Here is a 23981-nt window from a genome sequence, read left to right as displayed (position 1 = left end):
ACCCTGACCCACAGCCTCGGCCGCTCCCCGACCGTCGCCGACGTCGCCGCCCACCTGGGCGTCACCGAGGAAGACGTCCTGGAAGGCCTCGAAGGCGCCCGCGCCTACAACGCCACCTCCCTGTCGACCCCGATCTCGGCCGACGGCACCACCGAGCTCGGCGACACCCTCGGCGGCGAGGACACCGAGTTCGAACTCGCCGAGACCCGCGTCGCCCTCGGCCCCGCCCTGGCCACCCTCGACAAGCGCGAGCAGAAGATCCTCACCCTGCGCTTCTACGGCAACCTGACCCAGTCGCAGATCGCCGACCAGGTCGGCATCTCCCAGATGCACGTCTCCCGGCTGCTCACCAAGGCCCTGACCAAGCTGCGCGCGCAGCTGTCGGCTGACGCCCTCTGAGTTTCACCGACTTTCGTGGCCGGCCCGGTTCGGGCCGGCCACGAATTTTTCATGCCAGGGGTGTGAGCGGGCCGTAGCCGGTGCCGATCCGGATCGCGGGGCGCAGCGTCGTGCCCGCGCCCGGCAGCAGGATCAGGGCGCCGCTGGACTTCTGCACCGCGGCCAGGTCGGGGAACCCGTCCCGATCGAAGTCGCCGATCGAGATCACGTCGCGCAGGCCGCTCGCATTTGTGCCGAGCGGGATCTGCCGGACAAAACCGTTCTTCCGCCCGGTGATCAGGTAGAGCTTGCCGTCGGCGAGCCGGGCCACCAGATCGGGCCAGCCGTCCCGGTTGAAATCGCCGGCGCCGGTCAGCTCCGTCTTGTCGCCGAAACCGGCGCCCACCTGCTTGGCGCCGCTGAGCTTGGCGCCCGCCTGCCCGGCGTACAGGAAAAGGTTGTTGCCCTTGGAGACCGCCAGGACATCCGGGTAGCCGTCGCCGGTGAGGTCGCCGATCGTGGTGATGTCGCGCAGCACCTGCCAGCCGCTGCCGACCTTCTTGCGCGTGCCCAGGCCCGAGCCCGTGCCCGGGTAGAACCACAGGTCGCCGTTGCTCTGCCGGGCGAGGACGTCCTCGCGGCCGTCCCGGTTGAGGTCGAGGCGGACCAGCGCGTTCATCGCGGCGAAGCCGCTGCCGATCGTGCGCCGGGCGGCGAAGTCGACGCTGCCGCCGTTGCCCGGGAACATCGAGACGTAGCCGGTGGCCGAGCGGGCGATGACGTCGGGCCAGCCGCTGAGGTTGAAGTCGGCGCCCCGGGTCTTGGCCGGCGGAGCAAAGTCGACGTAGTTGCTGTCGACGTTGATCGTGACGCCGCCCCAGGTCTCCTTGTGGCCGCCGCGATATTGCTTCATGCGGCGGTGACCGGGCCACGCCGACGCCGGGATCAGCGGATCGGTCAGCGTGGCGACCTGGTCCCAGCGGGCGAAGTCGACGAAGTCGGGCCGGGCGTAACCGGCGGCCGAGTAACTCGCCACCTGGTCGGCGATGCCCGAGCTGACGCTGCTGTAGAAGCCGCTGAAGTAGCCGCCGTCGTGCAGCCGCGAGGTCCAGCCGTTCATGAACCCGAGCACCCCGGCCCGGCAGGCGGCGTCGTTCGTGCGGTACGCCTCCATGTCGTAGATGATCACGGAGTCGCGGGCCAGGCCCAGCGCCGTCGCCTTGGTGATGGCGTCCGCGGCGGCGGCCCGGCCCTGAGCGCCGGCCTGCGCGTTGTTGATCAGGTTGCGGCCGCTGCCGACCGTGGTGCACGAGGCCTGCGGGCCGACGTAGAGCGGCAGCAGCTTCCAGCCGGCCTGCACCTGCTCCTTCACCCAGGCGGTGAGCTGCGGCTGGGCGCACCCGCGGTTGACGCCGCCGATGTAGATGCCGATCGCCTTGAACGGCGACGACTTGCGCCACGCCTTCATGGCGGCGCCGGCCGGCGCCGTGCACGCGTCGAAGGCGTACCCCTTGAAGGTTCCAGGTTGGACGGTGGCGAACGTGGCGGCATCGGCCCGCGTCAACGCGAACGACGACAACCCCACCACCACGGCGGCGATGACACCACCGGCGAGCAACTTGCGGCGCGCACGCGACAGAACCTTCACGGCGTAGGAGCAAAGCAAAGGTCTTCATGAATGCGCCAGGCCCGAACGGCTGGACTTTTGTGCCACTCATCCACGTTCGGCCCCGCACGCCCGGGTTCTCGTCAGGCAACCATCGCCACTCTGTGCGTTGCGCCACCTGAACCCCGGCTACCGTAGATAAGCGATGCCTCCTTCAGCCGACCTTCCGGGATTCCTGCACGGCGTCGCTCCGTACCTCGACCGGTGGGGCTACCTCGCCGTCGCCGGTTCGATCGGAGTGGAAAGCTTCGGAATCCCCGCACCCGGGCAGACCATCATGGTCGCCGCGGCGATCTATGCCGGCGCCGGCCGGCTCAACATCTTCGGCGTGGCCGCGATCGCCTTCATCGCGGCCGTGCTCGGCGACAATGTCGGCTACTGGATCGGCGTCAAGGGCGGCCGCAAGGCCGCGCTGCGCTGGGGAAAATACGTCTTCCTGACGCCGGAGCGGCTGGCCCGGGCCGAGGGCTTCTTCGCCCGGCGCGGCGGCCGCATCGTGGTGGTGGCCCGCTTCATCGACGGCCTGCGCCAGTTCAACGGCGTCATCGCCGGCATCACCGCGATGCCGTGGAAACAGTTCCTGCTCTACAACGCGATCGGCGCCGCCCTGTGGGTCGGTTTCTGGACGACGGTCGCGTTCGTCTTCGGCACCCATCTCGTCGAGATGGTCGATCACGCACACCGGTACAAATGGTGGGCAATAGGGATCATCGCCGTCGCTCTTGTGTCCTACATAACGCTTCACGTGCGTCACATTCGTCGTCGCCGCGCCCGCGCGGCCGAAGTTGTCGAGCAATCCTCGTAACTTTGACTCCGCCTTCATGTCGTCCGCCGTCCATCAGCGGGTACGGCCAAAGGTGAGACGAAAGGAGACCCCTCGTGAGTACGAACCAGCTCGACCGCCGCCGCGACGCGTCCGGAGCCGCGCACGAAGCCGCGGAACGCGCCAAGACCACCGTCACCGACCTCGAGAACCGCCTGCGCACCAACGCCGACCTGACCCTGCGCCAGAAGCAGGCGCTGCGCAACGCCGAGGCCGAGGCCCGCCGGCTCAAGCGCTCCCTGAAGACGCAGGAGCGCGACAAGGCCCGCCTGGAGAAGGCACACAAGAAGGCGGTCGCCAAGGCCGACAAGGCGGCTTCCCGCGCCACCGCCCTCGAGGAGAAGTACAGCAAGGCCGTCCTGGCCGACCTGATCACCCGAGAGAAGGCCCGCGACCGCGCGGCCGCCAAGCCCACCGCAGGCACGACACCGTCAGCCGGCACCGCCGCAGCGTCCACGCCGTCCACCCGGACCGCCGCAGCCTCCACGACCGCCGCGGCCTCCACACCATCAACCGGAACCGTCGCGGCTTCCACGCCGTCGACGACCGGGACCGCCGCCAAGGCCGCCACCGCCAAGTCGGCCCCGGCCACGCGCGCCGCCTCCGCCGCCGCGGGCAGTTCCACCCCGGCCGCTCCCGTGGCCGAGGACGTCGCCGCCGACGAGGGCGCCTCCACCGCCCGCGCGACTGCCGCCCGCACCACAGCCCGCAAGGCCGCCACGACCGCGTCGACCCGCACGCCGGCCGCTTCACGCCGCGCCGCGACCCCGCGCAAGGCGGCCACCCCGGCCCCCGAGGTCCCCGCCACGACGACGGCCCGCAAGACCGCCGCCCGCAAGACCGCTTCCCGCTCCTCCTGACCCTGCGGACAGTCCCGCGCGGGCGCGCGGCGCTCCCCTCAGCCGCCACCACCTGCCCTCACAGGTAGGTGGGGCGGTGGCAGGGAAGGAGACGGAGCCCACGCCCTCAGGCGGCGCCCTGGAAGGAGTTTTGCACCTTTTAGGTGCAATTAGTCCTTTTGGTGGCCAGGTTCGCCCGGTTCGACGGGCGGAACTGGCCGGGACGAAAGGGCTTACGGGCGATAATTCGGGCATGCGATCTTGTTGGTTCGGCGCTGCCCTCGTCGCCGTGTCGACGGTGGCCGTTGCCCTCACTGTCAATCCGCTGCCCGCGCACGCGCCCCTGGCCGCGCCACCCGTGGCACTGGCCGCCACACCGGACAAAGCGGCGGGAACGACGCCGGCGGTCGGGGCGGGCGGCGTTGTGGTGGCCCGGTACGCCTTCAACGGGCGGGCCGGGTCGATCATCGACGAGTCGGGGCGGGGGCACACGCTTCGCGTCATCTCGGGGCACGGTGGGGCCGTTCGGCGGGTCGTACACGGGCAAGGGTCGGCTCTGGCCTTTCCCGGGCGGTGCACCGCCCGGGTCTGCCCGCACGTCGCGCTGCAGACCGCCACCTCGTCGGCCGATCTCAACCCGGGCACGAGGAACATCGCGTTCGGGGCCGAGGTCATGCTCACGCCGGGGCAGACCAGCAAGGGGCAGAACATCGTGCAGAAGGGCTACTCGACCACCAGCAGCCAGTGGAAGCTGCAGATCGACGGGGCCGCGGGGCGGCCCAGCTGTGTGCTCGTCGACGAGAAGCGGCCGCCGATCCGGATGGCCACCAGCTCGGTCAGCGTGGCCGACGGGCAATGGCACTCGGTCGAGTGCCGGCGGGTCGCCACCAACCTCTTCGTGCTCGTCAACGGCTATCTGCGCGGGCGCACCACCATCCCGGCCAAGCTGTCGATCACCAACGACCGGCCGATGAGCATCGGCGGCAAGGGCGCCTACGCGGACAACGACCAGTTCAACGGCGCGCTCGACAACGTCTGGGTGCAAATAGGCTGACCGCCCATGGAGCTCTCCCTGGACCTGCTGCGCACCTTCCTGGCCGTCTATCGGGCCGGGTCGGTCACCGCGGGCGCCCGGCGGCTGTCGCTGTCCCAGCCGACCGTGACCGCGCAACTGCGGGCCCTGGAGACCTCGCTCGGCAAGCCGCTGTTCACGCGCCTGCCGCGCGGCGTGGCGCCCACCCCGGCCGCCGACCGGCTGGCCCGGCGGGTCAGCGAGCCCCTCGACAAGCTGGCCGGGCTGGCCGTCGACGACGCCGGGGAGCAGATGAGCCTCGGCGGCCCGACCGAGTTCCTCACCGCCGTGGTGCTGCCGGCGGCCGCGCCGTTGATCGCGCAGGGGCTGCAACTGCGTGTCAGTTTCGGCCTGCCCGCCGAGCTGACGGCCCGGCTGCGGGACGGCTCGATCGACATGGCCCTGCTCAGCGTGCGGCCGCGCGGGGCCGGCCTGCGCGTCGAGCCGCTCTGCGACGAGGAGTTCCTGCTGGTCGGGGCGCCCGCCATGGCCGGGCGTGACCTCAAGACGGTGCCGCTGATCGCGTACGCCGAAGACCTTCCGATCGTCCGCCGTTATTGGCAGACCGAGTTCGGCGCCCGGCCCTCGCGGGACGCGGCCGTGGTGGTGCCCAATCTGCACGCCGTTCTCGCCGTCGTGATCGCCGGCGGTGGTTTCAGCGTGCTGCCCGAATATCTGTGCGCGGCCGATCTCGCGGCCGGGCGCCTGGTGCGGCTGCACGAGCCCGCGGTGGTCCCGCTGAACACCGTCTACCTGGCCGAGCGGGCCGGTGAGCCGCCATCGCCGGCCCGGGAACGCCTGGCCGCCGCCATCCGGTCGGCGGCGTGGCCGGCCCGAGCTGACGACGCCGCCGCTATCCGGTCGGCGGCGCGGCCAGGCCCGAGCTGACCGCGCCGAGCAGGTCGCCCTTCGGGGTGTCGCCGGACAGCTCCCACGCGAAGGCCCCGCCCAGCCGCTTGCTCCGGGCGTACTCAATCTTGGTCTTGATGGTCTGTGGTGTGTCGTAGGACCACCACTGCGTGCCGCAGAGCGCGTAGGCGGTGCCGGCGATCGTGCCCGTCGGCGGGCAGCGCTCGGCCAGGACCTTGTAGTCCTCGAGGCCCTTCTCGTATTTGCCCGGCGCCGGGCCGGACGCCTCGCCGCCGGGCTCGGCCTCGGTGACCCCGTCCCAGCCGCGACCGTAGAAGCCGAGGCCGAGCAGCACCTTCTCCGAGGGGACGCCGAGGGCGAGCAGCTCGTCGATGGTGGCCGTGGCCGTGGACGACTCGCGAGGAATGCCGGGGTAGGCGGTCAGCGGCGAATGGGGCGCCGTCTTCGGGGTCTTCCGCGCGTCGTCACCGCCGGCGCCGAAGTAGTCGTACGTCATCGCGTTCAGCCAGTTCGCCGTGCCGGAGACGGTCTTGTAGTCGGTGGCCCGCAGCTTGGACACGTCGGCCGGGACCGCCGCGGTGATCAGCGCGTCGGGGCCGAACGCGGAGCGCAGCGCGCCGATCATCTTCGGGAGGGCGCCGGGGCCGCTCTTGTCGCACTGCAGGCCGCAGGCGTTCGGATATTCCCAGTCGATGTCGATGCCGTCGAAGAGGCCGGACCAGCGCTGGTCGGTGAGCAGCTTGTGGCAGGAGTCGGCGAACGCCGCGGGGTCGCGGGCGGCCTCGGTGAAGCCGGCCGAGCCGGTCCAGCCGCCGAACGACCACAGCACCCGCAGGTCGGGGTGCTGCTGCTTGAGCTGGCGGAGCCGGCCGAAGTTGCCCTGCAGGCCGGAGGAATCCTCCGAGATCGGCTTCTGATAGTCGGCCCAGGCGTCGGCGACGGCGCAGCGGCCCTTGTCGACCTTGCCGAAGGCGTAGTTGAGGTGGGTCAGGCGGTCGGCGGCGCCGCTGGTCACCAGATCGTCGACCTGGAAGTCGCGGCCGTAGGTGCCCCACCCGGCGAAGTAGCCGACGATCTTCGGAGCCGGCGCATCAGGCCGCTCTTCATCCGGTCCGCCACAAGCGGACAGGGCGGTGATCATGAGGATGATCAAGACTATTCGGGCGCGCACCGCTCCGAAGCTATCCGTAGGGGGCAAACAAACCCCAAGTGATCACACTAACGAGGAGCCTGTGATCCGGCGGAAGCTGTGACATCGTTTTCCCGTGGCCATCAGCCTGCACGAGCCCCCGTCCGCCCCGGCCGCCCGCAACTGGCGTGCCGATCTGCGCGCGCTGCTCAGCTGGCGCCGGGTGCTCAACCGGCTGCGCGCCGTCCTGCGCAGCGCCGTGGTCACCTTCGTCGTGCTGACCGTCACGCTCTGGCTGATGCCCGGCGTGAACAGCAACGACATCGTCGACACGCTCGGCCTGGTGCTGGTGGTGGCCGGCGTCGGCGCCGTGCTGCGGCCGCTACTGCTGGTCGGCATCGTGGCCCTGGGCGGCTGGGGCGCCATGCTGCTGGGCATCCTGGCCCAGATCACCGTCATCGTGGTCGCCCTCGAGATCGACCCGGCCAACCGGATCAGCGGCCTGCCCTCGCTGGTGCTCACCGCGATCCTGGCCATCGTCTTCGCCGCGATCGTCGACTGGATGCTGGACAGCGGCTCCGACGACACCTTCGTCCGGGAGTCCAAGCGGCTCATGCGCGGGGTGCGGCGCCGGCAGGCCCGGCTCGCCGGCGGCCCGTTCATCACCCTGCGCCGCCCTCGCGCCGGCACCGAGCCGGGCCTGCTCATGGTTCAGCTCGACGGCCTCTCCGAGCCGGTGCTGCGCTGGGCCGTGCGGGCCGGCAACCTGCCCACCCTCGGCCACTGGCTGCGCTCGGGCAGCCACAAGATGCGCGGCTGGCACACCGGGCTGCCCTCGACCACGCCCGCCTCGCAGGCCGGCATCCTGCACGGCGCGACCCGGCAGGTGCCGGCGTTCCGCTGGTTCGAGAAGGACACCGGCAAGCTGATGGTCACCAACCGCCCGCGTGACGCGGCCGTGATCGAGCCGCGGCTCAGCGACGGCCGCGGCCTGCTGCGCGACGGCGGGGTCAGCATCGGCAACGCGTTCAGCGGCGACGCCGCGGTCAGCCTGCTCACAGTCAGCCACGCGGCGTTGCCGGGCCGGTCGGCCCGCGGCTGGGCGGCGTTCATGGCCTCGCCGTACGGCTTCACCCGGGCCCTGGTCCTCGGCGCCGGCGAGGTGATCACCGAGCTGCACCAGGCCCGCCTCCAGCGCCGCCGCAACCTGCAGCCCCGGGTGAGCCGCTCCGGCTCGTTCCTGGCCCTGCGCCCGGCCTCGATGCTGCTGCGCGACGTGAACGTGTCGCTGATCGCCGAGCAGATGGCCCGCGGCGCCCCGGCCGTCTACTGCGACCTGGTCGACTACGACGAGGTCGCGCACCACGCCGGCCCGGCCCGCCCCGAGTCGATGCGCCAGTTGGAGAGCCTCGACCGGATGCTCGGCGTGCTCGAGCGCCTCGCCCCCGAGGCGGCCCGCCGCTATCACCTGGTCGTGCTCTCCGACCACGGGCAGAGCCAGGGCGCCACCTTCAAGCAACGCTACTGCGAGACCCTGGACGAGGTGGTCGAGCGCTTCTCGTCGCCCGACCCGGCCGACGCGCCCACCACGCCGGCCGAGGAGGAGGCGACCAAGGAGCCCGACTTCCCCGAGCCGCCGATCGCCCCGCTGCTGGTCGTCTCCTCGGGCAACCTGTCGCTCGTCTACCTGACCAAGTTCACCGAGCGGCTCGACCGCGGGCAGATCGAGCGCGTCTATCCGCGCCTGATCAACGGCCTGGTCGCCCACCCCGGCATCGGGCTGGTCGTCGTCCGCGACGCCGACGGCCCGGTCGTGCTCGGCACCTCGGGCAGCCATCGGCTCATCGACGGCGTCGTCGAGGGCATAGACCCTTTGTTGCCGTACGGGCCGCGCGCCCGCCACGACCTGCTCCGCCACCAGGAGGCCGCGCACGTGGGCGACCTGGTGCTGATCAGCTCGGTCGACCCGGTCACCGAGGAGGTGTCGGCGTTCGAGGAGCTGGTCGGCTCGCACGGCGGGCTGGGCGGCTGGCAGACCGACGCGGTGCTGGTGCACCCGGCCCGCTGGCCGATCACCCAGCCCGAGCTGGACGGGCCGGACGCGATCCACCGCCAGCTGGTCGAGTGGCTCTCCATGCTGGGCCTGCGCACGCAGACCCTGGCCGCCGACGACCAGCAGCACGAGCTGTTGCCGGCCGAGGCACCGAGCCTTTCCGGCACCCACGACGGTTAGCACTTTGTGCCTTTGCTCCCCTTCCTCACTGCCATGCTCGTCGGGGCGCTGCCCGCTGCCCCGGTAACCACACGGACCGCGCCGACCTTCAACGGCGGCGTGTACGCGATCGCCCACCGCGGTGACACGGTCTACGTCGGCGGCGCGTTCACCAGCGCGACGTCCGGAGGAAAGACCTACAAGCGGATGCGGCTGGCCGCCTTCGACGCGCGCAGCGGCGACCTGCTCGACTGGGCGCCGCCGGCGGACGGCACGGTCCGCGCGCTCGCCACGACCACCGACAGCGTCTACGCGGCCGGCGACTTCCACGAGGTCGACGGCGAGGACCGTGACTCGCTGGCCCGGATCAACCCGTCGACCGGCGCGGTCGCGTCGTTCGCTCACGAGATCACCGGTACGGCGTACGCGCTCGGCACCGCCGGCAACCGCCTCTATCTGGGTGGCAGCTTCACCGCCGTCGACGACGAGCGCCGCGGCAACCTGGCCGCCTTCGACCTCACCACCGGGCGGCTCGACACCCGGTGGCGGCCGCTCACCGACGACACCGTGCACTCGCTCGCGGTCTCCGGCTCGCGCGTCTATCTGGGCGGGGGCTTCCACATCGTGAACGGCGTCAAGGGCACGCTGCGGCTGGCCGCCGTCAGCAGCGCCGGCGGGGCCGTCGACCCGGTCTTCCGGCCGCGGGTGCCGGCCGAGGTCCGGGCCATCGCCGTCGACGCCTCGGGCGTGCAGGTGGCCACGGCCGGGGTCGGGGGCCGGGCCCTGTCGTACGCGACCACGGGCGCCCTGCGCTGGCAGCGGGTCTTCGACGGGGACGCGGCCGCCATCGCGTCGGCCGGCGGCATCACCTACGTCGGCGGCCACTTCGACGCCATCTGCCGAACGGAACGTAACGGCGCCAAGGGCGGCTGCGTCGACGGTTCCACGCCGCGCCTCAAACTGGCCGCGCTCACCTCCACCGGCACGCTCACGGGCTGGGCTCCCCAGGCCAACGGCGTCATCGGCGTACGGGTCCTGACCGTGCACAAGGGCACGGTCGAGGCCGGCGGCGACTTCACGACGATCGACGGCCGCGACCGGCGACGGTTCGCCGCGTTCAGGTGAGCCGTTTCCCGGCCCGCTGGGCCAGCTTCCAGTAGCGGGTCGGCGTCAGCCGGGCCAGCACGTCCGCGGCCCGCGCCACACCGCCGATGACCAGGCGCGGGCGGCGGCGCTGGATGGCGGTCAGGATCTGGCGGGCCGCCTCCTCGGCCGGCATGGTCAGCGCCCGCTCCTCGAACTTCTCGGCCTGCGCGGCCTGCTCGCCGCCCGGGTCGCCGCCGCTGAGCCGGGCGCTGGCCGCGATGCTGGTCTTGATGCCGCCCGGGTGCACCACGGTCACGCCGACGCCGCGCGGCTCCAGCTCGTTGCGCAGGGCGTCGGTGAAGCCGCGGACCGCGAACTTGCTGGTCACGTACGCCACCTGGCCCGCCGGGGCGATGAGCCCGAACAGGCTGGACACGTTCACCACGTGCGAGCCGGGCCGGGCCAGCAATTGCGGCAGGAACGCCTTCGTCATGCGTACGACCGCATGAAGGTTGATCTCGAGCAGCCAGTCGAAATCGGCCATGCTGTTCTGCTCGAACGTGCCCATCAGGGTCACGCCCGCGTTGTTGATCAGAAGGTCGGCACCGCCGTGGCGGGCGGCGATCTCGGCGGCCAGGTCCAGCCGGTCGCCACCATCGCTGAGATCTGTCTCGTACGCCGACACGTCCGGCGACCCGAGCTCCCGCGCCAGCTCGGCCACCCGGGCCATTCCCTCGGCGTCCCGGTCGACCAGCACCAGCACCGCCCGCCGCCGCGCCAGCTCATGCGCGACCGCCGCCCCGATCCCGCTGGCCGCACCCGTCACCACACAGATCCGCCCGGCGAAATGGAAGGGCCGCATCACACGTCACGCCGATCACTCATGGGGGTCATTATCGGCCTACGATCCGTAGGCTGCTGACCATGACAGCGCCACGCTCCGTCGCCCCCACGGTCGAATCGCAGGCCGTGCTCGCGCCGCTCACCGACGCGGCGATCTTCCTGGTCATGACCGTCCGCCCCGGTGGCGAGCAGGCCGTCCGCGACCTCCTCGAGGACGTGAGCGCGCTGCAGCGCACGGTCGGCTTCCGGCTGCCGTCGGCGAAGCTCTCCTGCGTCACCGGCATCGGCTCCGAGCTGTGGGACCGGCTCTTCCCGAACGGGCCGCGCCCGGCCGAACTGCACAAGTTCCGGTCGTGGAAGGGCCCGCAGCACGTCGCGCCCTCCACCCCCGGCGACCTGCTGTTCCACCTGCGGGCCGGGCAGATGGACGTGTGCTTCGAGATGGCCTCCAAGATCGCTCAGCGGCTGACCGGCGTGGCCGAGGTGGTCGACGAGACGCACGGCTTCAAATACTTCGACGAGCGCGACCTGCTCGGCTTCGTCGACGGCACCGAGAACCCGACCGGCGCCACCGCCTCGCGGGCCGTCCTGGTCGGCGACGAGGACACCGAGTTCGCCGGCGGCAGCTACGTCATGGTGCAGAAATACGTGCACAACCTGACCGGCTGGAACGCGCTGAAGGTCGAGGAGCAGGAGGCGGCGATCGGCCGCACCAAGCTCGACAACGTCGAGATCGAGGAGAAGGCGCCGAACTCGCACGTCGCCCTCAACACCATCGAGGACGCGGACGGCAACGAGCTGAAGATCCTGCGCGACAACATGCCGTTCGGCTCGATCAAGGAGGGCGAGTTCGGCACGTACTACATCGCGTACGCGGCCACGCCTGACGTGCCCGAGCTGATGCTGCGCCGGATGTTCCTGGGTGAGCCGTACGGGACGTACGACCGGATCCTGGATTTCTCGACCGCGATGACCGGTTCGCTGTTCTACGTGCCGACCGCCGACTTCCTGGACGACCTACCGTCCTAGAAACTTCGCAAGATCGGCAAGGCTTTCCAGACGTACGTCTCCGTCGAGCCCCCGCAGCGCGGCCGTGTGAGCGCCCGCGGCCCGCGCGGCCCGCAACCCGACCTCGGCGTCCTCGACCACAAGGCACTCGGCCGGGTCGGCGCCGAGGATCTCGGCCGCCCGCAGATAGCCCTCCGGGTCGGGCTTGCCGGCGGCGATGTCATCGGTGGTGACGAGAACGGGCGCGACGATGCCGGCGGCGCCCAGGCGGGCCTTGGCCAGACGCGTGTCGGCGCTGGTCACCACGGCCCACGGCAGGCGCCGCTCGGCCAGCACGGCGAGCGCCTCGAACGCGCCCGGCGTGGCGGTGACGTCGCTGAGATCGTCGTACTGGAGCTCCAGCTGACGGGCCGAGGCGATCAGGATCGCCGCCTCCTCCAGATGCGGCAGGAGCTTACGGACGGTGCTTTCGCTGGGTGCGCCATGGGCCATCTCGTACGCCTCGTGGCCGTCGACGCCGTACTCGGCGGCCCAGGAGAGCCAGGAGCGCTCGACCGCGCCGTCGGAGGCGACGAGGGTGCCGTCCATGTCGAAGAGGACCGCGCGAACGTCGTCCGGGTTGATACCGGGCACCTAAAACCTCCACAGGCCGTACATAGTCACGCTGGTCAGTCTCCTTGGTAGCGCACGAGCGAGCCGAGGGAGAACCGAGACGATGACCGTTCACGACCATTCCACCCGTTCGCCCGCCGAGCCACCGCAGAACTGGCCGCCGGTCAGCAACCCCGATGATCACACGGTCTTCGCCGGCCCCACAGCGTCCTACCCCACAACCGCCCGCGACAGCCTCACCGATGACGCGGGCCCCCGCTTCGAGGTCGCCCCGGGCGCGGGCTCGGCCTCCGCCGCCCCTCTTGGGCACGCCGAAGCGACCACTTGGGCTCCGGCGAACGACGCCGGCGGCGCGCCGCCCACCTGGACCCCGCCGGAGAACAACGGTGGTGGCGGGGACCGCCCCGGCGGCGGCCGTAAGAACGCCAAGCTGGCCGCGGCCGGCGCACTGGTCGCGGTCGCCGTGGCCAGCGCCGGCATCACGGCCGGCGTGATGGCCGCGACCGGAAGCGACAGCTCCTCCTCGGCCCAGGGCGGCCCCGGCGGCGGCCAGTTCCCCGGCGGCGGCAACGGCATGGGCGGCGGCGGCACGATGGGCGGCAACGCGGGCACGTCAACCGCCCTGCACGGCGAGTACGTCGTCTCCGACGGCAACGGCGGCTACACCACGCAGGTCACCCAGACCGGCACGGTATCGGCCGTCAGCAGCAGCTCGATGACCGTCAAGAGCACCGACGGCTTCAGCCAGACCTACGTGATCACGACCTCGACCACTGTCGACAACGGCGCCGACCAGATCTCCTCGGTAGCCACCGGCCACACCGTCCGCGTCATAGCCACCAGCGCCGACTCAAAGGCCACCGCCACCTCGATCACCGACACCAACCTGGCCTCAACCGGCACGACCCAGCAAGGCGGGACGGCGCAGCAGGGCGGGACGGCGCAGCAGGGCGGCCAGGCCCCGGATGGCACGCAGGGCGGTCAGCAGGGCGGTTTCCCCGGCGGCGGCCAGATGCAGCAGGGCCAGGCTCCGACCGGCACCGGCACCGGCACCGGCACCGGCACCGGGACGGCCGCCGTCACCGGGACCTGATCCACGGACAGGAACGGGGAGCCCGCGGTGTCAGCAGACCGCGAGCTCCCCGCCAACAGACAGCCGTCGCCGCAACCGGCCCCGGCCAGGTGGAACGAGGCCTGGAACGCCGCGGCCCGCCCAGCCACGGGCCGGCGCTCTGAAGTGCCCTGATGGCGGCTCAGGCCGAGGTGCTGTCGAGCGGGACCGCCGCGCCGCGCACCAGGCCCAGCTGGACGCCCTGACGCGGTAGCGCGGCGTCGAGCAGCCAGTCGGCCGCCACCCGCACGCGGTTGCCGGGCATCGACAGCAGGTGGTAGCCGCGGGTGACCACCTTGGCCGGCAGGCCGGACAGGGGCAGGCCGATCGGGTTGGCCGCGGCGTCGAGGCCGCCGAGGTCGACCACGAAGCCCAGGTCGTGGTGGCGGTAGGGGCGGCGGCGGCCGGTGCCGTACGAGGCCGCGATGTTCTTGGCCGCTGTGGTGCCCTGCCGGGTCGCGTGCTGGGCCGTCATGCCGGTGATCTCGCCGGGGCGGGTCAGGTCGGGCACCGCGGCCGCGTCGCCGATGGCGTAGACGTCCGGGTGGCCGGGCACCGTGAGGAACTCGTCGACCACGAGCCGGCCGTGCTCGATCGGCAACCCCATGTCGGCCACCAGCGGGTCGGGGCGCACGCCGACGCACCAGATCAGCGACTTGGTGGGCACGAACTCGCCCGTCGAGAGGTGCACACCGTCCTCTGTGGCCTCTTTCACACTCGTACGCAGAAGAAGCTCGACGCCTCTCGATCGCAGCACGCCGTCGGAGGCATCGGCGAGGCGGCCGTCCAGCGAGGGCAGCACCCGGTCGGCGGTGTCGAGCAGCAGCCAGCGCACCCGTCCCTGCAACTCGGGCCGGCGTTTGACGAGCGCGTCGGTGTAGAGCACGCCCTGCGCCGCCACCTCGGTGCCGGTGTAGCCGGCGCCGACCACGACGAACGTGCAGCGGGCGTCGCGCTCGGCCGGGTCGGACGTGTTCGCCGCCATCTCGACCTGGCGGATGATGTGGTCGCGCAGGTAGAGCGCCTCGGAGATGCCCCGGAAGCCGTGTGCGTACTCGCTGACGCCGGGCACGGGCAGCAGCTTGTTGACGCTGCCGGCCGCGATGACCAGCCGGTGGTATCCGAGTGTGGCGATGCCGCCGTCCGGGTCGCGATAGGACACCGTACGGCCGTCCAGATCGAAGCCCTCGACCTCGCCGAGGACTACCTTGACGTCGGGCAACGCGGCCGCGAGGGAGACGGTGACCCGGCGCGGTTCGAGGATGCCGGCCGCCACCTCGGGCAGCAGCGGCAGGTAGAGGAAGTAGTCGGTCGGGTTGATCACGATGATCTCGGCGCCGCCGCGCGCGAGCTTGCTCAGCGTGCGGGCCGCGGTGAAGCCGGCGAATCCGGCCCCGACGATCACGATGCGAGGGCGTGCCATGCGGGTCCTTCCGTCATGGGCGCCGCGCGCCCGCGTGCAGACCGATGCCCGTTCGACGCTATCGAAAACGGGATGTGAGCGGCGTGACAACTCATCTGGCCGTTCGGTGGACCGCGAATTCGGCCGAACGGATGTCATCCGGCCGTCGGCGGAAACGCGTCCTCATATGCGCCGAACGGTGCCCACACGGGGAGGCATCGAGCGGTGAAGGGGAAGAGGGGAAGACGTGACGACCGAGAGCGCGGTTGTTGAAACGCCTCGGTACGCTCACGTCTCCCTCGTCTCCCCGAACGGACACCCTCGGATGGACGCCCGTGAGGCCGACTACGCGCATTTCGTGCGCGCTCGCTCTCATGCGCTGCTGCGTTCGGCGTACCTTTTGACCGGGGATCAACACTTAGCCGAGGATCTGGTGCAGGAAGCGCTCGCTCGTACCCATCGCGCCTGGGCGCGTCTCGAGCGGCCGGAGCACGCCGAGGCGTACTGCCGAAAGGTCATGTACCACGCGCAGGTGTCCTTCTGGCGGCGGCCGAAGGTGGCCGAGGTCTTCCCGTCCGACTTCGAGCCCGACCAGCGCCGCGGCACCGACGACCCGGCCGAGGCGGCGGTCGAGCGGCTCGTGCTGCGCCGGGCGCTGCTCACGCTCAGCGCCAAGCAGCGAGCCGTGATCGTGCTGCGCTTCTTCGAGGACCACACCGAGGTCGAGGCGGCCCAACTGCTCGGCGTCTCGGTCAGCACGGTGAAGACGCAGACCGCGCGCGCCCTCGACAAGCTGCGCGCGCTGATGCCGGACGCGCGGATGCTGCCGGAGCCGGGCCGATGACCGCCGCCGAACACGACGATCTCCGGGCGTCGCTGCGCGACCTGGCCGACGTCGCCGAGCCGACCGACATGTACGACCGCGCGCTGGGCCGGTCCCGCCGGATCGGCCGCCGCGAGGCCGCCGTCGGCACCACCGCCGCCGTCGTGGTGCTGGCCGCGCTGGGCAGTGGCCTCTGGCATCTGCCGCATGCGTCCCCGGAGAACAAGAAGTCGACGGCCGCGGCCGTGCCCTCGCAGTCCGCCACCGCCGCCCCGTCCTGGTCGGCGACCATGGAGGCGCCGCGTCCGGTGCCGTCGATGGCCACGTCGGCCACGGCCGACGAGGTCCGCCCGCCGCATCGCGGCAACCGCCCGCAGACCAGCTCCACCCCGGCCACGCCGCTCTCGCGGACCATCACCGACCTGCCCGGCCACGCCTTCTACCGCGAGGGCGGCACGGTGGTGAAGTTGTCGCCGGCCGACGGCGAGACGCAGACCGTGCTGCGCGACACCACCTCGGCGGTCGGCATCTCCCCCGACGGCGCCCGCATCGCGTACGAGGAGAACGGCGCCCTGATGGTCGGCCCGGCCACCGCCGACGGCACACCCCAGCAGGTCGCCACCGGCGTGACCTCCCCCGACCAGGCGCCGGCGTGGTCGCCGACGGGCGACCGGCTGCTGGTCGCCGTCACCGCGCCGGGCGTGCTCGACCTGGCCTCCGGCGAGATCACCCCGCTGCCCGAGGGCCTCACCGAGGGGCAGCATTTCCGCTGGTCGGGCGATGGCAGCAAGCTGGTGTACGCCACGTCGTACTGCGGCCTGGGGGTCGCCGGCACGCAGGACCAGTCGGGCACCGCGGTGCCGGTGCTCGGCGACACGCAGACCGCCGACAACCCGGACGGCCTGGCCGCCTGCAAACCGACCAGTGTGGACGCCACCGGCGAGCGGGTGACCGTCCCGTTGCAGACCACCGGGGAGGACGCGGCCGGCACGGACGCCGCCGACGCGGTGGTCGACACGGCCACCGGCGATCTGGTGCAGCTGCCGGTCTCGGGCAGCATCGTGGGCGCGGTCTTCGACGCCGACGGCAACCTGCTGGTGCGGACCCGCGAGGACGACGTCACCAAGCTGTCGCTGTTCGGCACCGACAACACCTTGAAGGTCCAGGCCACAGAGCCTTCGTCCGTACGGGATCTGGATCTGATCGCCTACACGCGCTGATCAGCCTTTGCGGTTGAAGAGCCGCCAGCCCTTCTTCTTGACCGTGGTCTCCCGCTCGGCCTCGCCGTTGAGCACCGCCAGGCGGTGCTGGACGACCGGGTTCTCCGGCTCCATCCGCAGCGAGATCAGCAGCGCCTGCCGGGCCTGGTCGACGTGGCCCATGCGCTCCAGCGCGACGCCGTGCGTGTAGTAGTAGTGCGCCTCGTTCGGGTCGAGCCCGATCGCCGTGCGGGCGGCCTGCTCGGCGTCGGCGGTGTGCCGCTCGGCCGAGAGCAGGGCCCAGGCGACCCGGTCGTGCCAGAGCGGGTCGCGCGGATCGGCGATGACCGCGCGGTAGGCCATGGTGACCGCTTCCTCGTGCCGGCCCAGCATGGTCAGCGCGCGGCTGGCCAGCGCGAGCGGCCGGGGCTCGCCCGGGTTGAGGCTGATCCCGTGGTCGGCCGCGTCGAGGGCGGCCGCCGCGTCGTCCATGGCCAGCCGCAGCCGCGCCATCAGGATCCAGGCTTCCATCGCGGCCGGGTCGGCGGTCAGCACCGGTGTGAGGACGCCGACGGCCTGCTCGAGGTCGAGCTGCTCGAAGAGCATGGCCGCACGGGCCACAGCTACCTCGGTGGGCCCGGCAAACGCACGCTGGAGGTCGGGGGTCACATGGTGATATTCGGCAGATTCAGCTCGCCGATGAGACTTTTCGCCTTCGTCTGATGATTGTGGCGAGGGCGGCGCCGGCACACGCGTACAGTCCCAGCCCGATGCCGAGCAGGGTCAGGTCGCTCGCCTCCATCAGGCACAGCGTCCCGATCACGGCGCAGCCCACCATGATGATCCACAGCGCCGGCCCGCTGAGCCCGCGCGGCACCGCGATGCCGGCCGAGCGCACATGCGCGTTCGACGCCGACACGGTCAGCAGCCGGGCCGCGAACCCACCGGCCGCGGCCAGTCCCAGCAGCCACCCCATCCAGCCGCGGGGCGCCACGGTCGCCGTCAGCAGCAGCACGATGCTCACCGCGGCCAGCACCGCCGCCACCCGCTGACGACCATAGGTCAGGACATTGATGAGGTACGTACGGAGCGGGCGGTCCAGGCGCATGACGAAATACGCCGCGACGCCGACCGGGGCCAGCGCCGCCGCCGCCGCGAGCAACCGGGCTCCGGGCACCGAGAAATCCAGGACCCGCCACCCGACGTACGCGAGCAGGGCCAGCACGATCGCCGCATAGACCAGGAACCGTTGCAGGGCCACGTCGAGCATGAACTTGCTGGCCTGCTGGCCGGGGTCGGCCCGCAGCGCGCCGGCCAGGCCGCTCGCGCCCCGGGCCAGCCGGCCCAGCGCGAACGGGTTGCGGTGCACCACGTCGAGGGTGGCCAGCTCGTGCTGGGCCACCGCGTTCTCCGGCTCCAGGGCCAGCGCGTCGCGCAGCGCCTGCCGGGCCCGGTCGGTGTAGTCGAGCTGCTTCATCACCATGGCGTAGGTGATCCGGAAGTCGGCCTCCTCCGGGTCGAGCTCCACCGCGCGGCGGGCCGCGTGCTCGGCCTCGACCGTGCGCTTGCCGCCGCCGAGCAGCGCCCACGCCACCCGGTTGTGCCGATAGGCGTTCTCCGGCTCGATCCGGGCCGCCGCCTGCGCCACCGCGATCGCCTCGTCGTGCCGTTCGAGCCCGGTCAGCGCCCGGCTCAGCGCGCTGAGCGCCTCGGCCGACTCGGGCGCGGTCTCCACCGCCCGGTGCGCCACCTCGTGCGCGAGCTCGGGCTCGCGCAGCGCCAGCTGCGTGTGCGTCATCAGCACGAGCGCGCGCACGTTGTCCGGCTCGGCCGCCAGCACCGGGCCGAGCAGTTGCGCCGCGCCGGCCGCGTCGCCCCGCTGGAACTGCGCGGCGGCCCGGGCGATCGAGGTGGCGGTGTCGTTCATGAAGGCTGCCAGCCCGCCGAGCGCTTGTGGTCGTGGGCCTCGTAGAAGGGCACCTGCGCGTACGCCCGGACCGGGAACGTGCCGACCCCGGTGATCCGGGGCGGCGCCGCGGTGAACCGGGCGCCGTGCGGCGGCAGGTTCTCCAGGCCGGTGAGGTGCTCGACGATCGGGATGTTCGCGGCCAGCAGCACGGTGTGCGCCGGCCGAACGCCGGCCGCCGCCTCGCCGGCGTCGTCGATGTTCACCGCGTCGATGCCGACCAGGGCGGCCCCGCGCTCGACCAGCAGCGCGGCCGCCTCGCCGGTCAGATAGGGCGCGTCGACCGCGTAGTCCGGGGTGCCCCAGCCGCGGTCACCCCCGGTGTGCAGGAGCACGGCGTGGCCGGCCACCGTGAGCGGCTCGAGGTCCTGCACGGTGACCGCCCGCCGTCCGCTGCCGGCCGTGCGGACCACGACCGCGGGCAGGTCGGCCAGCCGCTCCAGCGGCAGTCCGGCCAGGTCGGTGCCGCCCTCGTAGCGGTGGTGGGGCGAGTCGAGATAGGTGCCGGTCGAGCCGACCATCTCGATGCGCTCGATGCTGAACTCGGTGCCCTCGGCGTACAAGGAGCGGGAATCAGCCCGGGTCAGATGCGAGGACACGGCCGGGCCGGGCAGGCCCGGATACGTCGTCATGCCGGCCTCGATCACGTGGCTCAGCTCGACGAAGCGCGTCCGGCCCGGACCGGGCTCGCCGGCCACCGGGGCCGGCTCGCCGAACACGCGCACCCCGGTCAGCTCGACCCGCTCCACGTCCCGCAGCCCGAGCGACCGGACCAGCAGCGCTTCGATCTCGGCCGTGGTGACGTCGGCGTGCGGCACGTCCACCCGCAGCCCCTCGGCCCGCAGGCCACCGCCGGTGGTGAGGGTCACGGCGGCGGTCACTTCCGCCCGGTACTGGAGCACGGCCAATCCCCTATCGCAGCTCGATGATCGCTTCCACGATCAGCCAGATGCCGAAGATAGCGAACAGGACGGCCGCGCCCCACTTGATGGCCTTCTCGGGCAGGTGCCGGCCGAGCATCCGGCCGACCAGGATGGCCAGCGCGTCGGCCGCCACCATGCCGACCGTCGAGCCCAGCCAGGTGCCGAACCAGCCGTGCTGGGTGGCCAGCGTGATCGTGGCCAGCATGGTCTTGTCGCCCAGCTCGGCCAGGAAGAAGGCGCCGCCGACGGCGATGATCGCCGACTTGGTGGTGCGCTCGGCCTTGGTCTTCTCCTCGTCGGTCAGCTTGTCCCCGCGCAGGGTCCAGGCGCCGAAGGCGAGGAAGGCGATGCCGGCCACCAGCGAGATCCAGCCGGTCGGCAGCGTCGCGCCGAGGCCGTATCCGATGCCGACCGACACGGCGTGCACGACGGCGGTGGCCACGGTGATGCCGATCAGCACCGGCACCGGCTTGAAGCGCGTCGCGAAGGTCAAGGCCATGAGCTGGGACTTGTCACCCAGCTCGGCCACGAAGATGACCGCGAAACTGAGCGCCGTCGCGGCGAGGAACCCATCCACTGAAAATGCTCCCGGTATCTGATGACCGGGCGGAAGCTGCTCAGGGCGACCTCGACCCGGCCGTCGACAAAACAGCCATGGTCGAAGGTCTCGCTCGCCTCTTCACCGAGGCCGCGCGGCCGGACCTTTTGTGAAAACAAGATCAGTATGTCGACCGCGACATTGGGAGCTACTCCCCTTCGCAAACACGAGCATAGGCCACGACCCCCGCGATTTCGCGGGGGCCGTGGCGCATCTCATCGTTCGCGGGTCAGTTCGAGCCTTTCCGCGTACGCCGGGGCCCGCTTCGCCGAGGGGGCGACCGCACTGGGCTCGGGCGGCTGGATCGGCTTACAGCGCTTGTCCGACCGCTCACCCCGTACGCGCTGGGGAAGAACGCCTGTGGCGAGATAGTCGGCGATGGTCTCGTCGACGCACTTGTTGCCGAACAGCGACCCCGAATGCGTGGTGCCGCCGACGCCCTCGATCAGCACCGACCGCGGGAACCGCTTGCGCACCTCGAGGCTGCCGCTGAACGGCGTGGCCGCGTCCATGGTCTCGCTGACCAGCAGGATCGGCGGGACGCTCTCACCCGAGACGGTGACCGGGATGCCCGGCTTCGCCGCCCACGACCGGCAGGGCGCGTTGTACCAGGCGTTGCCCCACGTCTCGAACGGCGCCTTGCGGTGCACCTCCCAGTTGTCCGAGGTCCACTTGGTCCAACTCTGCGGCCAGGCGACGTCGGTGCACTGGGTGGCCAGATAGATGGCGTACCCGTTGTCGCCGCCCTCGGTCTGCGGGTTGTTGTCGTCGTAGAGCTTGCGCAGGCCGGAGGCGTCACGCTTGTGCACCCAGGCGCTGAACGAGCGGGCGATCTCGGCCCAGCCGAAGACGTAGTAGCCGGCCTGCAGGAAGACGTCGGTCAGCTCGGACGGCCCGATCACCCCGCCGGCCGGCTTCGCGGTCAGCTTGCGCTGCTCGACGTCGAAGAGCTTCTGCACCTCACCGGCGGTCCGGCCCAGCTTGTACGTCTTGTTGTTCTTGGCCACCCACGCGAAGTAGACCTTGATGTTCTTGTCGAACGCGAGATCCTGGTCGAGGTTCGAGTCGTACCAGACCCGGGCCGGGTTGACGTTGCCGTCGAGCACCATCCGCCGCACCCGGTCCGGGTAGCGGGTCGCGTAGACCTGGCCGAGGTACGTCCCGTACGAGAAGCCGTAGTAGTTGATCTGCCGCTCGCCCAGCGCCTGCCGCAGGCTGTCCATGTCCCGCACGGTGTCGAGCGTCTTGAGATGGTCGAGGAGCCGCCCGCCGGCCTTGGCGCAGTCCTTGGCGTACTGCTCGGCCCGCTGAAGCCACTGCCGCTCGATCTGGGCCGAGGTGGGCACATAGGGCGGCCGGTCATAGCCGGCGTAGTCGCTGTCGCAGCTCAGCGACGGCTTGCTCTCACCGACACCGCGAGGGTCGAAGCCGATCCAGTCGTACGCCTCGCCCGCCTTCTTCGGCACCAGCGAGCCCAGAATCGACAGGCCACGGCCCTTGCCGCCCGGCCCACCCGGGTTGACCAGCACGACGCCTTGGTACTTGGAGTCGGGCACGGTGTGCTTGACCCGGGAGACGGCGATCTGAACGGTCGCGCCGCCCGGCTTCTTGTAATCCATGGGCACGGTGAGGAACCCACACTGAGCCCGGCGAGCCGACAGCGTGGCATCCGCGCAGGCCGTCCACTTGATCGGCTTGATCGCCGGCGCACCCCGGGAGTACCCGACCCGCGCGCTGCGCTCATCGGCCCGAGCCCCGCTCGCCGCAAGCCCGGTCGCCGCCAAGGCGATGGTGGTGGCCGCCGCCAGAAGTTTTCTCATGCCTGCCTCTCGTGTCCGGTTCGCCCCCATATGCTGCGGCGTGGCCGCCCCCAAGAGGGGTCGCCCACGCCGGGGAACCACGAAAGAAGCGGCTCAGTCACGTCAGAGCGGCCCCGCACCCTCGAGCCCGAACTCTTCAAGCGCGGGCGCCTCGGCTTCGGCCGGGGCGCTTCTCCCTGTTCGAAACCCAGATCGGCCTGCTCGGGCAGGAGCCGGCGGAGCTCCGGAACGAAAAAGCCCACCGAGATGGTGATCTCGGTGGGCTTCTCCGGCCGCGCGGAAGAACCGTATGACTCAGGCGGTCACGGCGCGGCGGGTGCGCAGGCGCTGGGCGACCAGGGCCAGGGCGCCGAGCACCGCGACCACGACGCCGTAGGCGACGGCGGTGGTCTGCAAGCCGGCCGAGGTGGCGGCGAAACCGGCGATCACCGCCGGGACGCTGAAGGCGATGTACGCGATGACCAGGGCGACCGACAGCAGCTTGCCGCGCTCGTGCGGGTCGGCCAGGACGGCCAGCGTGCCGAACGACGCCAGGGCCGAGGCGCCGAAGCCGACGCCCGAGATCACCGTGCCGATGGCCGCGACGACCACCTGGTCGGCCTCGACGCCGATGACGGCGACGACCGCGCCCAGGGTCAGCAGGCTGGCGGCGATCGCCAGGACCCGCGGGGTGGGCAGGCGGCGCATGAAGTACGAGGTCACCGCGCCGGTGCCGCACAGCAGCGTGACGACCAGGCCGCCGATCAGGTGGCTGCCGAGACCGAAGACGCCGGCCGCCACGGACGGGCCGAGGGAGAGGTAGAGGCCGCCGATCGCCCAGCTCGCCACGATGATCGGGACGAGGGCGAACACGTCGGCGCGCAGCCGGGCCGGGATGCCCAGCTTGGGGGTCATCGAGGCGGCGGCGCCGGGGCGGCGGGCCGAAGTCTCGGGGATGCGCAGCACGACCAGGCCGGCGATGACCATGGCGCCGAGCAGCAGGGCCCAGATGAAGTGGGTGGGCGCGGGCGCGTACTGCACCAGGGCGCCGGCGCCGAGCGCGCCGAGCGCGAGGCCCGCGCTGGGGACGATGCCGTTGACCAGGCCGGCCCGGCCGGGTGCGTGCGGCGGGTTGAGGTCGACCAGGGCGGCGCCGAGCGTGGTCATGGCGGCGCCGGTGGCGATGCCTTGCAGGAAGCGGGCGGCGGCCAGCACGCCGACGTCGCCGGCGGTCAGGAAGAGGATGAGCGAGACGACCTCGAGCGCGATCGCGGCGGCCAGCACCGGGCGGCGGCCCAGGTGGTCGGAGAGGGCGCCGAGGGTCAGCAGGGCGCCGACGAGACCGACCACGTAGATCGCGAAGACGACCGTGAGCGTGGTCGCGGAGAAATTCCAGAGGTGCTGATACACCACGTAGAGCGGGGACGGCGCGGCCGACGCCGAGGTGAAGGTCAGGAAGATCGCGGCGATCGCCGCGAAGGCCAGCGGCCGCGAGAAGTGGCGGCTGCGCGGCGTGGTGGCGGGCGGGGCTTCGGCTACGGCGGTCATGCGCGGATCCTTACCAAACTATGAACAGACAGGTCTGTCTGATGGCACGAGAGTAGACAGGTCTGTCTGGTATC

22 protein-coding genes are annotated in these 23981 nt (G+C 71.6%); 11 read left to right on the top strand and 11 right to left on the bottom strand.

Features of this window, described 5'->3' with window-relative positions; all coding sequences use genetic code 11:
- On the top strand, nucleotides 1-399 hold a 399-nt coding region (locus CRP55_RS49910; protein WP_143235532.1), incomplete at its 5' end, for a sigma-70 family RNA polymerase sigma factor.
- Nucleotides 400-448: 49 nt separating this feature from the next.
- On the opposite strand, the gene CRP55_RS49905 is transcribed toward CRP55_RS49910, so the two are convergent.
- Nucleotides 449-2026: a glycoside hydrolase domain-containing protein gene (locus CRP55_RS49905; protein WP_097329150.1), complete on the bottom strand. Its 1578-nt coding sequence runs from the start codon at nucleotides 2024-2026 to the stop codon at nucleotides 449-451.
- Nucleotides 2027-2189: 163 nt separating this feature from the next.
- Between CRP55_RS49905 and CRP55_RS49900 the strand changes: the two genes are divergently transcribed.
- From CRP55_RS49900 to CRP55_RS49885, 4 genes are all read left to right on the top strand, one after another.
- Entirely contained in the window at nucleotides 2190-2849 is a 660-nt protein-coding gene (locus CRP55_RS49900; RefSeq protein ID WP_097329149.1) for a DedA family protein, read from the top strand.
- Nucleotides 2850-2923: 74 nt separating this feature from the next.
- Nucleotides 2924-3727 carry a hypothetical protein gene (locus tag CRP55_RS49895; RefSeq protein ID WP_097329148.1) on the top strand — a complete coding sequence of 268 codons (804 nt, stop codon included), beginning with the start codon at nucleotides 2924-2926 and terminating at the stop codon, nucleotides 3725-3727.
- Between the two features lie 232 nt (nucleotides 3728-3959).
- Nucleotides 3960-4760, top strand: coding sequence for a LamG-like jellyroll fold domain-containing protein (locus CRP55_RS49890; RefSeq protein WP_097329147.1), 801 nt, complete (start codon nucleotides 3960-3962; stop codon nucleotides 4758-4760).
- Nucleotides 4761-4766: 6 nt separating this feature from the next.
- Nucleotides 4767-5666 carry a LysR family transcriptional regulator gene (locus tag CRP55_RS49885; RefSeq protein ID WP_097329146.1) on the top strand — a complete coding sequence of 300 codons (900 nt, stop codon included), beginning with the start codon at nucleotides 4767-4769 and terminating at the stop codon, nucleotides 5664-5666.
- Here CRP55_RS49885 and CRP55_RS49880 read toward each other — a convergent pair.
- A complete protein-coding gene (locus tag CRP55_RS49880; RefSeq protein ID WP_245924000.1) occupies nucleotides 5632-6819 on the bottom strand; it encodes a glycoside hydrolase family 18 protein in 1188 nt (395 codons plus the stop codon). The genes CRP55_RS49885 and CRP55_RS49880 overlap by 35 nt on opposite strands.
- A 94-nt stretch (nucleotides 6820-6913) precedes the next feature.
- On the opposite strand from CRP55_RS49880, the gene CRP55_RS49875 reads away from it, so the two are divergent.
- Both CRP55_RS49875 and CRP55_RS49870 read left to right on the top strand, forming a co-directional pair.
- The gene (locus CRP55_RS49875; protein ID WP_097329145.1) at nucleotides 6914-9010 is read left to right on the top strand and encodes an alkaline phosphatase family protein; all 2097 of its coding nucleotides are present in this window, start codon (nucleotides 6914-6916) and stop codon (nucleotides 9008-9010) included.
- 6 nt (nucleotides 9011-9016) lie between these two features.
- Complete coding sequence (locus CRP55_RS49870; protein ID WP_245923998.1) at nucleotides 9017-10114, top strand: NHL repeat-containing protein; 1098 nt, start codon at nucleotides 9017-9019, stop codon at nucleotides 10112-10114.
- Here the strand turns inward: CRP55_RS49870 and CRP55_RS49865 are convergent.
- Complete coding sequence (locus CRP55_RS49865) at nucleotides 10107-10937, bottom strand: SDR family NAD(P)-dependent oxidoreductase (protein WP_097329144.1); 831 nt, start codon at nucleotides 10935-10937, stop codon at nucleotides 10107-10109. The two genes, CRP55_RS49870 and CRP55_RS49865, sit on opposite strands and share 8 nt — an antisense overlap.
- A gap of 62 nt (nucleotides 10938-10999) precedes the next feature.
- Between CRP55_RS49865 and CRP55_RS49860 the strand changes: the two genes are divergently transcribed.
- A complete protein-coding gene (locus tag CRP55_RS49860) occupies nucleotides 11000-11947 on the top strand; it encodes a Dyp-type peroxidase (RefSeq protein WP_097329143.1) in 948 nt (315 codons plus the stop codon).
- Here the strand turns inward: CRP55_RS49860 and CRP55_RS49855 are convergent.
- Complete coding sequence (locus CRP55_RS49855) at nucleotides 11936-12559, bottom strand: HAD-IA family hydrolase (protein ID WP_245923996.1); 624 nt, start codon at nucleotides 12557-12559, stop codon at nucleotides 11936-11938. The two genes, CRP55_RS49860 and CRP55_RS49855, sit on opposite strands and share 12 nt — an antisense overlap.
- A gap of 82 nt (nucleotides 12560-12641) precedes the next feature.
- Between CRP55_RS49855 and CRP55_RS49850 the strand changes: the two genes are divergently transcribed.
- A complete protein-coding gene (locus tag CRP55_RS49850; RefSeq protein ID WP_097329142.1) occupies nucleotides 12642-13631 on the top strand; it encodes a hypothetical protein in 990 nt (329 codons plus the stop codon).
- Nucleotides 13632-13791: 160 nt separating this feature from the next.
- On the opposite strand, the gene CRP55_RS49845 is transcribed toward CRP55_RS49850, so the two are convergent.
- A complete protein-coding gene (locus CRP55_RS49845; RefSeq protein ID WP_097329141.1) occupies nucleotides 13792-15072 on the bottom strand; it encodes an NAD(P)/FAD-dependent oxidoreductase in 1281 nt (426 codons plus the stop codon).
- Between the two features lie 304 nt (nucleotides 15073-15376).
- On the opposite strand from CRP55_RS49845, the gene CRP55_RS49840 reads away from it, so the two are divergent.
- Nucleotides 15377-15895, top strand: coding sequence for a SigE family RNA polymerase sigma factor (locus CRP55_RS49840; RefSeq protein ID WP_097329140.1), 519 nt, complete (start codon nucleotides 15377-15379; stop codon nucleotides 15893-15895).
- On the top strand, nucleotides 15892-17094 hold the full coding sequence (locus CRP55_RS49835) for a TolB family protein (RefSeq protein ID WP_097329139.1): 1203 nt from the start codon (nucleotides 15892-15894) through the stop codon (nucleotides 17092-17094). The genes CRP55_RS49840 and CRP55_RS49835 overlap by 4 nt, the downstream gene beginning before the upstream one ends.
- On the opposite strand, the gene CRP55_RS49830 is transcribed toward CRP55_RS49835, so the two are convergent.
- From CRP55_RS49830 to CRP55_RS49805, 6 genes are all read right to left on the bottom strand, one after another.
- Entirely contained in the window at nucleotides 17095-17742 is a 648-nt protein-coding gene (locus tag CRP55_RS49830) for a tetratricopeptide repeat protein (RefSeq protein ID WP_097329138.1), read from the bottom strand.
- 19 nt (nucleotides 17743-17761) lie between these two features.
- Nucleotides 17762-19000, bottom strand: coding sequence for a tetratricopeptide repeat protein (locus CRP55_RS49825; RefSeq protein ID WP_143235530.1), 1239 nt, complete (start codon nucleotides 18998-19000; stop codon nucleotides 17762-17764).
- Complete coding sequence (locus CRP55_RS49820; RefSeq protein ID WP_097329154.1) at nucleotides 18997-19941, bottom strand: cyclase family protein; 945 nt, start codon at nucleotides 19939-19941, stop codon at nucleotides 18997-18999. The genes CRP55_RS49825 and CRP55_RS49820 overlap by 4 nt, the downstream gene beginning before the upstream one ends.
- Nucleotides 19942-19951: 10 nt before the next feature.
- Nucleotides 19952-20539, bottom strand: a complete 588-nt coding sequence (locus CRP55_RS49815; RefSeq protein WP_097329137.1) for a TMEM165/GDT1 family protein — start codon at nucleotides 20537-20539, stop codon at nucleotides 19952-19954.
- A gap of 236 nt (nucleotides 20540-20775) precedes the next feature.
- Nucleotides 20776-22380, bottom strand: a complete 1605-nt coding sequence (locus CRP55_RS49810; protein WP_097329136.1) for an alpha/beta hydrolase — start codon at nucleotides 22378-22380, stop codon at nucleotides 20776-20778.
- A gap of 294 nt (nucleotides 22381-22674) precedes the next feature.
- Nucleotides 22675-23907, bottom strand: coding sequence for an MFS transporter (locus CRP55_RS49805; RefSeq protein WP_097329135.1), 1233 nt, complete (start codon nucleotides 23905-23907; stop codon nucleotides 22675-22677).
- Nucleotides 23908-23981 lie beyond the last annotated feature (74 nt).

The sequence above is a fragment of the Paractinoplanes atraurantiacus genome (assembly GCF_900215205.1).
Classification (GTDB): domain Bacteria; phylum Actinomycetota; class Actinomycetes; order Mycobacteriales; family Micromonosporaceae; genus Actinoplanes; species Actinoplanes atraurantiacus.
This window is presented reverse-complemented; position numbering and strand designations above follow the sequence as displayed.